This is a genomic window from Neobacillus sp. SuZ13, assembly GCF_030123365.1.
Taxonomy (GTDB): Bacteria; Bacillota; Bacilli; order Bacillales; family Cytobacillaceae; genus Neobacillus.
Genome location: NZ_CP126107.1, coordinates 962,489 through 975,048 on the forward strand (window position 1 = coordinate 962,489; position 12,560 = coordinate 975,048).

13 protein-coding genes are annotated in these 12,560 nt (G+C 39.3%); 4 read left to right on the forward strand and 9 right to left on the reverse strand.

Features of this window, described 5'->3' with window-relative positions; genetic code table 11:
- Positions 1–113 precede the first annotated feature (113 nt).
- Positions 114–1,073, forward strand: a complete 960-nt coding sequence (locus QNH17_RS04590; RefSeq protein ID WP_283877623.1) for a DUF3231 family protein — start codon at positions 114–116, stop codon at positions 1,071–1,073.
- A gap of 332 nt (positions 1,074–1,405) precedes the next feature.
- Here the strand turns inward: QNH17_RS04590 and QNH17_RS04595 are convergent, their stop codons facing one another.
- The gene (locus tag QNH17_RS04595; RefSeq protein WP_283877624.1) at positions 1,406–1,681 is read right to left on the reverse strand and encodes a hypothetical protein; all 276 of its coding nucleotides are present in this window, start codon (positions 1,679–1,681) and stop codon (positions 1,406–1,408) included.
- A gap of 108 nt (positions 1,682–1,789) precedes the next feature.
- On the reverse strand, positions 1,790–2,380 hold the full coding sequence (locus QNH17_RS04600; RefSeq protein WP_283877625.1) for a molybdopterin-dependent oxidoreductase: 591 nt from the start codon (positions 2,378–2,380) through the stop codon (positions 1,790–1,792).
- 520 nt (positions 2,381–2,900) lie between these two features.
- On the opposite strand from QNH17_RS04600, the gene QNH17_RS04605 reads away from it, so the two are divergent.
- From QNH17_RS04605 to QNH17_RS04615, 3 genes are all read left to right on the forward strand, one after another.
- Positions 2,901–3,371 (forward strand): hypothetical protein, encoded by a 471-nt coding sequence (locus tag QNH17_RS04605; RefSeq protein ID WP_283877626.1) that lies wholly within the window; start codon positions 2,901–2,903, stop codon positions 3,369–3,371.
- A gap of 123 nt (positions 3,372–3,494) precedes the next feature.
- Positions 3,495–3,809 carry a DUF3892 domain-containing protein gene (locus tag QNH17_RS04610; protein ID WP_283877627.1) on the forward strand — a complete coding sequence of 105 codons (315 nt, stop codon included), beginning with the start codon at positions 3,495–3,497 and terminating at the stop codon, positions 3,807–3,809.
- A gap of 33 nt (positions 3,810–3,842) precedes the next feature.
- On the forward strand, positions 3,843–4,418 hold the full coding sequence (locus QNH17_RS04615) for a GNAT family N-acetyltransferase (protein ID WP_283877628.1): 576 nt from the start codon (positions 3,843–3,845) through the stop codon (positions 4,416–4,418).
- Positions 4,419–4,464: 46 nt separating this feature from the next.
- On the opposite strand, the gene leuD is transcribed toward QNH17_RS04615, so the two are convergent.
- From leuD to ilvB, 7 genes are all read right to left on the reverse strand, one after another.
- Positions 4,465–5,049: a 3-isopropylmalate dehydratase small subunit gene (gene leuD / locus QNH17_RS04620; protein ID WP_283877629.1), complete on the reverse strand. Its 585-nt coding sequence runs from the start codon at positions 5,047–5,049 to the stop codon at positions 4,465–4,467.
- A gap of 3 nt (positions 5,050–5,052) precedes the next feature.
- Positions 5,053–6,474 (reverse strand): 3-isopropylmalate dehydratase large subunit, encoded by a 1,422-nt coding sequence (leuC, locus tag QNH17_RS04625; protein ID WP_283877630.1) that lies wholly within the window; start codon positions 6,472–6,474, stop codon positions 5,053–5,055.
- Between the two features lie 88 nt (positions 6,475–6,562).
- Complete coding sequence (gene leuB, locus QNH17_RS04630; RefSeq protein WP_283877631.1) at positions 6,563–7,669, reverse strand: 3-isopropylmalate dehydrogenase; 1,107 nt, start codon at positions 7,667–7,669, stop codon at positions 6,563–6,565.
- A 35-nt stretch (positions 7,670–7,704) separates the two neighbouring features.
- On the reverse strand, positions 7,705–9,246 hold the full coding sequence (locus tag QNH17_RS04635; protein ID WP_283877632.1) for a 2-isopropylmalate synthase: 1,542 nt from the start codon (positions 9,244–9,246) through the stop codon (positions 7,705–7,707).
- Positions 9,233–10,267 carry a ketol-acid reductoisomerase gene (ilvC, locus tag QNH17_RS04640; protein ID WP_283877633.1) on the reverse strand — a complete coding sequence of 345 codons (1,035 nt, stop codon included), beginning with the start codon at positions 10,265–10,267 and terminating at the stop codon, positions 9,233–9,235. Before ilvC ends, QNH17_RS04635 begins: the two co-directional genes overlap by 14 nt.
- 26 nt (positions 10,268–10,293) lie before the next feature.
- On the reverse strand, positions 10,294–10,815 hold the full coding sequence (gene ilvN / locus QNH17_RS04645) for an acetolactate synthase small subunit (RefSeq protein WP_283877634.1): 522 nt from the start codon (positions 10,813–10,815) through the stop codon (positions 10,294–10,296).
- A complete protein-coding gene (ilvB, locus tag QNH17_RS04650) occupies positions 10,812–12,539 on the reverse strand; it encodes a biosynthetic-type acetolactate synthase large subunit (protein ID WP_283877635.1) in 1,728 nt (575 codons plus the stop codon). Before ilvB ends, ilvN begins: the two co-directional genes overlap by 4 nt.
- Between the last annotated feature and the right edge of the window lie 21 nt (positions 12,540–12,560).

The following is a 12,560-nucleotide window of genomic DNA, read 5'->3' on the forward strand; positions in this document are numbered from 1 at the left end:
TTAATAAAGTTTGAGATTGAGACTAAATGTATTAATTAGAAATATACCGTGAATAATTACCAATATTTTTGTCATTCTAATAAGAGAAAATAAATAATGAAGGAGCCTTTTGTATGAACGTAAATGAGTTCGGCTTTCTTTGGTATCTACAATCAAGTTCGAATATGGTTAATATTTTTTTAAAAAATCTTATTGACACTGCTGAGGATAAAGATTTGAGAAGTGTCTTAGATGAAATCAATTCATTATCTACATTTCAAGAAAAAGAGGCTACAAAGTTATTAAATGACAGCGGTTATAATGAAACGCCATTTTTCAGTGAAGTTGATTTATATAACTCCTCAGTAAAGCTTTTTACCGATCAATTAATTATTGAAATTCTTAAGCATATTACCGGAAATGGGATGCGGATTCTCGCTTCTCAATATGCAGAACTAGCGGATATAAATGTAAAGAAATTCTTTAGTGAACTCCTCACTAAAATGATTCAAATTGATGAATCTCTTTTAGTTTTATTAAAAGAAAAGAACTTGTTACAAAACAGTCCATTTTTATACATGAAAGCACATGAAAGAGAGGGTAAACTGTTTAAGGTTATATCTACTCAATTGAGGCCACTTAATGCGGTAGAATTAGCACATATGTCCAGTGCACTTCAATGCAATAATGTTGGTGTTGCTCTATGCACTGTTTTTGCTGATTTGGTAAAAGATAAAGAGTCAAAGGAATTAATTAATGATGGCAAGAAATTAGCATTTCATCAAGCTGCTACTTTATCCGATATTTTCAGGGAAAACGGAGTTAGTACTACAACTGGACTAGAGAGCTTCGTTCATAGGGTCCATGAATCACCATTTTCAGATAAGTTAACAACGAATCTAATAATGTTTTTAAATCCTATTGGAATAATAAATTTACAAAACGCTGCTGTATCTAGTTATAAGAAGAATCATGTCAAAATACTAAGTGAATTAATTGAACAAGTCCAAAGTTTTTCAGAAAAAGGGTTTAAACTATTGGTTAAAAAAGGTTGGTTTAATGAACCACCAGTAACTAGTAGGTCAATTAAATAATTATAAAACAGAGGAATTTTGTGGAAAAATCAACCGATTCTATAGAGCAAAATTATAAATTTTTCCAAGATAAACATACACATTGTAAGGATATAGAATTTAGAATTTAAACCCTCGAAATATTAAAGGGAAGCAACTTATTTTTATGTATTGTGAAAATATGTATTAGAAAATGTGTTTCCCACAGCATTAGTATTATTGCCATTATAACGATTTAAAAATGAATGAAACTTTATTCCTATATCTAAACAAAAAGAACAAGCCTAGAAGCCTGTTCTTTTTGCCTAAAAAATGTATTTTTCAATTAATAATGGTGTTAATTGCAGTATCTATTATTCATTTATATCTAATCCAGATAAATTTAAAGAAAGTTCATCTAATACTAAAAATACACAACCAAAAACGGTTCTGTAATCGATATAGTCCCCTTTAACTTCAACATTTATCTCAATAATATTCCTTTTATTATGTATGTATTTTTCTTCAAATTGATTAAAATTAATACTTGTAACAGATACACTAATTTCCTCTAAGGATTTTTTTAGCTCTCTTTCAAATACTGAATTATTAAAGTTTTCCCTGAAGAAAATACGGATAGTAAATTTCATTTCAAATCCTCCTTCTACTTAGGATTTGCTAAATCTTCCTTACTTAACCTTTTTTCGAATAACTAAGTTTATGTATTTCTTACCCACCTTTTTGTTTCGTAGCATGTGTTAACGGTACCGCTCTTCTTTAAATGGATTTGCTGTCATCGAATAGCCAAGCTCTTCCCAAAAACCAGCCTTGTCTACTTTCATAAACTCAATCCCAGAAACCCACTTTGAGCCTTTCCATAGATAAAATATTTCTGGTGGAATAAACCTTAGTGGATAACCATGTTTTTGATCAATATCATGCCAATCATGATTTTTATCCTTCCAACGGTATACAAACAAAGAATCGTCCCCTAATAAAGGCTCTAGCGGTAGGTTTGCAGAATAACCAAATCTGTCCCCATTGTAGTAACCGTAAATTTTAATATATTTTACACCTTCATTAATTTCAACAAATTTCAATAACTCTCTAAGTGCAATTCCTTCAAAAGTGGTATCAAATTTAGACCAGGTGGTAACACAATGCATGTTAACACTTGATATGGTCTTCGGAAGCTCCATGATTTCTTTATAGGATAAGGACTTTTCTTCCTTTACCTCACCAAAAAGTCTGAAATTCCATGTGGTTTCATTAAACTCGGGAACATCCCCTTTGTGCAGTATTGGCCATTTTTCTGTTTCGAATTGGCCAGGTGGAAGCTGCTTCTTCATCTTACACCATCCCTTTTTCATCTTAAACGTTAATTAAATCACAGTGCTTTGTATAGTATGCTTCAAAATAATGAAAGCATACTGTAGTCAGTACAGTCGCATAACTTTACAAATGTTGGAATCATCAAACAGTTTCCTCAGAAGTTTAAATTCTGAAGAGTTAAGTAATGAGCATATTAACAGGTATAAAGAATTTTCTTAAGTGCCAAGGTATTGGTCCTTTTTTTCATATAAACAGTTTTTCGAAGTTCTGATTTTTTGTGAACAGAAAGAATGTGGATAGGGATATAGAATGCAATAAATGCACTTACTGCAATGGTCCTTCTTCAAATTCAAGCTGGAGTTAAAATAAGCCCTGCAGTTGTTGCGCTAGTTATTATACTAAATATCATTGTCGTCTATCTCCTAGTATTAATTTTGAAAAATGTAAAAGAGGTGTCAGGCATCGCAACCCATGTAAGTCTTAATTGACTTGCTTATTCATATAATTGAGAAAATGTAGTTGAGGGGGATTGACGGGATGGGGAGGAAAGGGTATATTCTTGTGGCTTTTTTACTACTCTTAGTTTTTTTTTCTGCATTTCAACCGAGAGAAGTTACTCCATACAATCACTATTATAGATGGTATACAGAAGAAATTGCCTTACCCATTGATCAGGCATTAAAAGATTCAAATGATACCTCTACCATTAAACAATATCATCAAACAAGAAAGGCATTCTTCCAGGCATATGAAATCGCAAGTGACTATCCATTACCAGATAAGAATTTAGATAAAACCCATCAACATTTAATAAGTTATTTGGAATGGCGTATAAAATATGTGGAAGGTTTTATTCAATATCTACAGACTAAAAGCAGAGATACCAAGGCATTAGTTAATAATTATAATGATGAAGGCAATATCCATTATTCGTTATTTATTAGTAATTTTGATGAGTATGCAAAAAATCATAATCAAACCTTCTTAACGCCTAATGTTTTATATTGAAAAACCGTGCCTTTCTAGGGTAGGAAAGCTCAATTGTTCAGTTTAAGAAATTTTGAAACTTTCCTAAGCAAGGATAATTTATTTAAAAAGAAAAATACTAACAAATGTTCGGAGGTGGAAGCAATGGAACAAAAAGATTATGAAAAAATTTATGAAGAGTACAAGCAAGATAGTCAGCAGCAGGCTCAAATTGAAGCAGGGAACAGTAACCCTGATGGTAAAGAAGAATTCGTGTCCGTTAGGAAAAACGCTGATGGCGATATTATTGCTTTTAAAACAAGCACGGGACGCGAGTTAGACTATATTTCGGCTTTGAATGATGCAAAAGCTGGAAAAATCGCTCATGTCGATGTCTTTCACAAATATGGTCGAGACATTATCCGTAGTGAACCAGATGGTATCAAAGAAAATAATCTTGATCAATTACCTGAGTTTTAATGAAATCTAAGTAGCACATGAAGGAGCGTTTCCATGCATTGGTATGAAAAGTTGAATCAGTATTTTCCTGTTGAGGAAATGAAATCAAGGGCTCACATGGAAACCTTACTGAAAGAACGTTCAAACATCTATCATAAAGATGAGGGGCCAAATCATGTTTTGATGTATGTGGAATTAGACAATTTTGTGTTTATTGATTATCTATTTGTTTCAAAAAATGCACGTGGCCAGGGACTTGGCCATAAACTTTTAGAAAAGTTAAAGCAAAAAGGAAAACCCATTATCCTGGAAGTAGAACCAGTCAACTATGAAGATAGCGATTCCGAAAAACGGCTGCATTTTTATAAACGTGAAAAATTTGAGCACGCCGTTTCTATCGGATATGAAAGAAAATCATTAGCGACAAACGAGGTTAATAAGATGGAAATCCTCTACTGGGCTCCTAATGAAGAATCAGAAGAAATGATTTTTGAATCCATGAGAAAAACATATGATATGATTCACACCTATAAAGATCATTATTTTTACGGTGAATCATACGAACCGGTTGATGAGGTCTTGACCTTTAACGAAGAATCTGAGAATAGAAATATTTTAAACGAGCTGTGACAACCAATAAAAAATGAGCCTGGGATTCCAGGCTCATTTTTTATGTTTATTTACGCGCAAGTTCATATTGCTGAATTTTATCCTCGTAGGTTAAAGTAACACCAATCTCATCCCAGCCATTTAGCAGCATGACTTTAGGGTATGGAGCAATATCGAAAGAAGCTTTGAAACCTTCGTTATCATAGACCACCTGATTTTCAAGGTCGACGGTTAATTGATAATTTTCAGATTCAGCCTTTCTAATCATGTACTGAACTTGTTCATTACTAGCCTGAATTGGGAGAATCCCATTTTTTACACAATTGTTTTTAAAAATGTCTGCAAAACTTGGGGCAATGACGATTTTAAAGCCAAAATCTTGAACCGCCCACGGAGCATGCTCACGTGAAGATCCGCAGCCAAAGTTTTCACCGGCAACGATAATTGAAGCGTCTTTATATTTCGGATCGTTTAATGAGAAATCTGGTCGAAGATTCCCTTCATCATCAAAACGCCAATGATAAAAAAGGAATTGGCCAAAACCACTGCGTTCAATCCGCTTTAAAAATTGCTTCGGGATAATTTGGTCTGTATCAATGTTAGAACGGTTTAATGGATAAACAAGGCCTTGATGAATTTTTAATGGTTCCATAGTCTATCTTACCTCCTGTGCAGCAGCAAATTGTCGGACATCTACGAAGTGACCTGCAATAGCGGCAGCGGCTGCCATTTCAGGGCTGACAAGATGGGTTCTGGCACCGTTCCCCTGGCGGCCTTCAAAATTTCGGTTAGAAGTGGAGGCGCAGCGTTCCCCTGATGGAACAATATCATCGTTCATTGCTAGGCACATACTACAGCCGGCTTCACGCCACTCAAATCCAGCTTCTGTAAAGACCTTATCCAAACCTTCTTTTTCCGCGGCTAATTTGACACTAAACGAACCAGGAACAACGATGGCAGTTACGGAAGGGTTAACCTTCTTGCCACGGATAACCTCAGCTGCACTTCGTAGGTCGCTTAAGCGAGAATTCGTACAAGAACCGATAAAAACATGATCAATTTTTACATTGGAAATTGGCTGTCCAGCTTCAAGGCCCATGTATTCAAGCGCACGCTGGATCTCGTCCTTTTCACTAGGTTTCTCAGTTTCTTCTGGATTTGGAACATTTGCCGTAATCGGAATACACATTCCTGGATTTGTTCCCCAGGTTACTTGTGGTTCAACTTCGGCTGCTTCAATCTCAACAACCAAGTCATAGGCTGCCCCTTCATCAGAAGCTAGAGTCTTCCATTCAGCAACAGCTTGTTCAAATGCTTCTCCTTGAGGTACATGACGTCTGCCCCGTAAGTATTCAAAAGTCGTTTCATCTGGTGTAATGAGACCAGCTCTAGCACCTGCTTCAATCGACATGTTACAAACTGTCATTCGTTCCTCCATCGATAGAGAACGGATGGCTTCACCTGTGTACTCCATCACATAACCTGTTCCAAATTGGACACCGAATTTACCGATGATGGCAAGAATTAAGTCTTTAGCGGTAACACCAGTACCTAGTTTTCCGTTGACCTTGACATTTAAGGTTTTTGGCGGTGCCTGCCAAAGGGTTTGGGTTGCAAGAACATGCTCAACCTCGCTTGTACCAATCCCAAAAGCGAGCGCACCAAATGCTCCGTGTGTAGAGGTATGACTATCACCGCACACAATGGTTTTGCCAGGCTGAGTAAGTCCAAGTTCAGGTCCGATTACATGGACAATCCCGTTATCTGGGTGATGAATATCAGCAAGTGGAACCCCGAAATCCTGACAATTTTGTTGTAAGGTATCAATTTGATTTTTTGAAACAGGGTCATTGATTACAAGACGTTGGCGGGTTGGAACATTATGGTCCATCGTCGCAAAGGTAAGGTCCGGGCGGCGTACTTTACGACCATTCATTCGTAAACCCTCAAATGCCTGAGGAGAGGTTACTTCGTGAACAAGGTGTAGATCGATATATAATAAATCGGGCTTTCCGTCTTCTTGATGTACTACATGCTTTTCCCAAATCTTTTGGATAATATTTTTTGGTGTTTGCATAGCGTCCTTCCTCACGTAAATGAATTTTAATACTTTGGATAAATTTAGGGGTAAACCGCAAAACAGACGGTTTACCCACCAATTTTATTTAAAAATAACAGCTGGCGATGCATTTCGAAGCATTTTGTGATTTGATATAATCTGCAATCCGTTTCGTCATTTCTGCTGTTCCCACAAGACGTCCATCTGGAACTTGAAGGTCACCTGTATGGAAGCCGGCATCTAAAACCGATTGAACAGCATCTTCAATCACTTTAGCCTCGTCATTTAATTGAAAAGAGTATCTTAGCATCATTGCTGCTGATAATATCATCGCAACGGGATTGGCAACACCTTTACCAGCGATGTCAGGAGCGGAGCCGTGAACAGGTTCATATAGGCCGACACCATTTTCATTTAAGCTGGCGGAAGGGAGCATCCCAAGTGATCCCGTAATAACTGAAGCCTCATCACTTAGGATGTCGCCGAATAGATTCTCGGTAACGATGACATCAAACTGGCTTGGGTTCGTGATTAGTTTCATAGCGGCAGCATCAACTAATACATGTTCCACAGCTACATCTGGGTACTGAGCTTTTTTCTCTTCAACTATTTCGCGCCATAGTTTGCTAGACTCCAGTACATTTGCTTTATCCACCGAAGTAAGATGACCGCGCCTTTTCTGAGCTGCTTGAAAACCTTTATCGACAATTCTTTCAATCTCTTGACGGGAATAGACAAGCGTGTCTACAACGGAGTTTCCGTTATCACGACGTTCACTTGGTGTTCCGAAATAAAGGCCGCCAGTTAATTCACGTACGATAAGGAGGTCGCTTCCAGATACTACTTCTTCCTTTAAAGGTGAGGCATGAAGAAGGTTTTTAAATCCTTTAATCGGCCTTAAGTTTGCATATAAATCAAGTGCCTTACGGATTCCTAGCAGGCCTCGTTCAGGGCGTAAATGGGAGGGATTGTTATCCCATTTTGGTCCGCCAACAGCACCAAGCAATACCGCATCGGCTTGTTTACAAGCATCAACGGTTGTTTCCGGAAGGGGAGTGCCGTAAAGGTCTATGGCTGCTCCTCCGATTTCATGGGTTTCAAAGCTAAAAGTATGATTGTATTCTTCAGCAATTGCATTTAACACATCTTTTGCTGAGTTAATAACTTCCTTGCCAATGCCATCACCGGGAAGTAAGACAATACGTTTTTTCATTAGAAGCAACCTCCTCATTTATTGTTTGTGCTCTATTAGACTACCGTTTCTTTTACAGCTGTATTTTGGTTGAAAAATACACGATTAACAGCGTTTAAGAATGACTTTGCAGAAGCTTCCAGTACGTCTTGTGCGGAACCGCGTCCAGTTACAGGAGTACCGTTCACGGTCATTTTGACATGAACCTCAGCAAGTGCATCCCGTCCCTGACCAATCGAACTTAATCTAAAATCAGTAAGATGGATTTCTTCTTTAATTAGTGCTTCCAAAGTGTTCATTAAAGCTTCAACACTACCCGAACCTGTACGGGCCGTCTCGACTCGAATACCTTCTGGAGTGGTTAATGCCACCGTCGCTGTCGGCAAGTTGGCTGAGCCGTAATGGACTTGGAAGGCAACTAGTTCATATTTTTTGATATCAACAGCTGTTGTTTGAATATCAGTTAAAATTGCAAAAAGATCCTCATCTGTTACTTCTTTTTTACGATCGGTTAACTGTTTAAAAGCAGTAAAGGCTTCAATCAATTTTTCATCCGGTAATTCAAAGCCCATCTGCTCAATTTTATCTTTGAAGGCATGACGGCCGGAATGTTTGCCTAGAACTAAATCATTTGATTTGACCCCAACTAATTCAGGGGTAATAATCTCATAGGTTAATGTATTTTTTAAGACGCCATCCTGATGGATTCCTGATTCATGAGCGAAAGCATTCTTTCCAACCACGGCCTTATTAGGTGGAACAATCATACCTGTAAAGCGGCTAACAAGGTCACTTGTGCGTTTAATTTCTTTTAATACTAAATTCGTAGTATAAGGATACTTATCTTTGCGAATGTTTAAGGCAACTGCAATTTCCTCTAAAGAGGCATTTCCTGCACGTTCTCCAATTCCATTAATCGTACCTTCAACTTGAGTTACACCGTTTTCGATCGCTGCTAACGAATTCGCAACCGCCATTCCTAAATCATCATGACAATGACAAGATAATGCGGCTTTATGAATATTTGGGACGTTCTCCCGGATATAGCGGAACATGCGTCCATATTCTTCCGGTGTGGTGTAACCGACTGTATCAGGAAGATTAATGACTGTCGCACCGGCATCAATGACCTTCGTAATAATTTGAACAAGGAAATCCAGGTCAGAGCGGGATGCATCTTCCGCTGACCATTCAATATGCGGGAAGTTCCGTTTTGCATAAGACACCATGTCAACCGCAATTTGTGTAACTTCCTCAGGTGTTTTCATCAATTTATACTGCATATGGATAGGGGAGGTGGCAAGGAATACATGCAACCTTGGTTCTGCTGCATCTTTTAACGCATCCCACGCAATGTCAATGTCTGATTTCGTCGCTCTTGCCAGGCCTGTGACTGATACGTTTTTAATATTTCGGGCGATTGCTCTTACTGCTTCAAAATCGCCTTGGGAGGAAGCCGGAAAGCCGGCCTCCATAATATCAACCCCAAACCGTTCAAGTTGTCTTGCGATTTCCAATTTTTCCAGCTGGTTTAAATTCACACCTGGGGACTGTTCGCCATCGCGTAATGTCGTATCGAAGATGTTAACGTGAACCATTTACCACCACTTCCTTCTTTGCATTTACTGGTTTGTTTTTAATAAACGGCATTAATGCACGAAGCTCACGGCCTACTTGTTCAATTTGGTGATTGTTTTCAGCACGATTAATCGCGTTGAATTGTGGGCGGTTTGTTTGATTCTCTAAGATCCAGCCCTGAGCAAATTTACCAGTTTGGATGTCTTTTAATACTTCTTTCATGCGTGCTTTTGTATCTTCGTTAACTACACGTGGTCCAGAAACGAAATCTCCCCATTGAGCAGTGTCGGAGATAGAATAACGCATGTTCTCTAAGCCACCTTCGTATAAAAGGTCAACGATTAATTTCAATTCATGTAAACACTCGAAATAGGCAACTTCAGGCTGATATCCAGCTTCTACTAGTGTTTCGAAGCCCGCTTTGATTAGGGCAGTAGTACCGCCGCAAAGAACTGCTTGTTCTCCGAATAAATCTGTTTCTGTTTCTTCTTGGAAAGTAGTTTCCAATACTCCGGCACGAGCAGAGCCAATTCCTTTTGCATATGCAAGAGCAACATCACGTGCTTGACCAGTGTAGTCTTGATAAACCGCATATAGAGCAGGAACTCCAGCACCTTCTGTAAAAGTACGGCGAACTAGATGTCCTGGACCTTTAGGAGCTACTAGGAATACGTCAACATCAGCAGGAGGAACGATTTGGCTGAAGTGAACGTTAAAACCATGTGCAAATACTAAAGCATTTCCAGCTTCAAGATTAGGTTTGATACTTTCTTCGTAAACTTTTGGCTGCATTTCATCTGGAAGAAGAACCATTACTACCTCTGCAGCTGCAGTTGCTTCTGCAACAGTGCGAACGTCTAATCCATCTTCAACAGCTTTATCCCATGATTTTCCTCCGCGTAAACCAACTACTACATCAAAGCCGCTTTCTTTTAAGTTAAGAGCATGAGCATGACCTTGAGAGCCATATCCGATTACTGCGATTTTCTTTCCTTGTAAAACCTCTTCTTGAATATCTCCGTTATATAGTACCTTTACCATTATTAATCATCCTTTCAAATATATTGTTATTTTAATAGTGAGTATGTTGCTAGATCGTTTACTTGCGGCTGGTGCCCACGCTGGAGGGCAGTTAGGCCAGTTCTTGCAATTTCCTTAATGCCATAAGGCCGAAGCATTTCGATCAAGGCATCGATTTTATCAGGACGTCCTGTAATTTGAACGGCGAGACTGTCTTTACTTACATCAATAATTAGGGCACGGAACGGATCAATAATCCCGTGGATTTCACTTCGCAATTGGCTGCTTGAGGCAACTTTAATTAGAGCCAGTTCGCGTGCGACAATTGCTTTATCCGTAATATCGGAAACTTTCAAAACATCAATTTGCTTATTTAACTGTTTCGTCACCTGTTCAAGGCGCTGTTCGTCTTCAACCTCGACCACTAGAGTCATTTTTGAAATTCCTTCGGTTTCAGATGGACCAACTGAAATACTTTCAATATTGAACTGGCGTCTTTGTAAGAGGCCGGTGACACGGTTTAGGACTCCGCTTCGGTCTTGAACTGTTGCTGTGATGATCCGTTTCATGGTTTCACCCCTATCATTTCATGAATTCCTTTACCAGGGGCAATCATTGGGAATACTTTTTCTTGCTGAAGTACACGGCAATCAACTAATACTGGGCCATTATGAGCAAATACCTCCGGCAACACGGTGATCAGTTCCTCCTGATTGTTAACCCGATAGCCCTTAATTGAATAACTGTCGGCAAGTTTTACAAAATCAGGTTGTGTATGAAGAATCGATTCCGAAATACGGTTTCCGTGTAAAAGTTCCTGCCATTGACGAACCATTCCTAATGCGCCGTTGTTGACAATAATGATTTTTACAGGAAGATTTCGTTCATAAATGATCGATAATTCCTGAAGTGTCATCTGAAAACCGCCATCCCCAACAATCGCTACAACTGTACTATCTGGCTCGGCAATTTGTGCGCCAATCGCAGCAGGGAACCCAAAGCCCATTGTTCCAAGTCCACCTGATGTAATCCAGCGGTGCGGCTGTTTAAAGGTGTAATACTGTGCTGCCCACATTTGGTGCTGACCAACATCTGTTGCCACGATAGCGTCACCGTTCGTAACTTTATGGACTGCTTCAATAACCCATTGAGGACACATTCCGTTTGGATCATGTTTATACCATAGCGGATATTCCTGTTTGTCTTGGTTCAGTTTTTGCAGCCATTCCCCAGCTTTTGGTGACTCAATTTCGTGATTGAGCAGTTCGCTAAGTGCCTCTTTCGTATCAGAAACGATTGGAAGTTGTGTTGGAACATTTTTTCCAATTTCGGCTGGATCGATGTCAATATGGGCAACCTTCGCAAATGGAGCAAAATGTTTAAGATTGCCTGTTAATCTGTCATCAAAGCGTGCTCCAAAATTGATAAGCAAATCACATTCGTAAATGGCCATGTTTGCTGCATATGTTCCGTGCATACCACCCATTCCCAACGAAAGGGGATGATCTGCTGGAAAAGTACCAAGCCCAAGTAAAGTAGTGACCACCGGGATCTGATGTTTTTCTGCAAAAGCAGTGAGCTCAGCTGATGCTTTTCCATGGAGAACACCTGCGCCTGAAAGAATTACCGGCTTGAAAGCCTTCGAAATCGAATCAGCAAGTTTCTTTATTTGAAATGGATTTGGCTTTGTTGTTGGCTGATATCCAGGTAAATTAATGCTCGCTTCTTCGGGTTCTTCCGTTAAAAATCCTGCGGAAATATCTTTAGGAACATCTACTAAGACTGGTCCTGGCCGTCCGGTAGAAGCGATATGAAATGCTTCCTTCACGATGCGTGGTAGGTCTTCGATAGATTGTACTTGAAAGTTATGTTTGGTGATTGGTGTTGTGATTGCCATAACATCCGCTTCTTGAAAGGCGTCTGTTCCGATGACACTTCTTGCAACCTGACCTGTGAATATTACAAGTGGCAGGGAATCCATCATCGCATCAGTTATTCCTGTCACTAGGTTGGTAGCCCCAGGTCCTGATGTGGCAAGAACGACTCCAGGTTTACCGGTAACTCGGGCATACCCTTCAGCTGCATGGATCATTCCTTGTTCATGCCGGAAGAGAACATGCTTGATGGTACCCTGGGCGCGGTAAATGGCATCATAGATTGGAAGAACGGCCCCCCCGGGATATCCAAACAGCGTTTCCACACCTTCTTTTTTTAGTAAGTCGATGAGAAGGTCTGCACCGGTTCTCGGCTCTGTAGTTGTTTGGACCTCAAGCTTTTTTGCTTCTACTTTCACGTCATAATCCCTCCTTAGGGT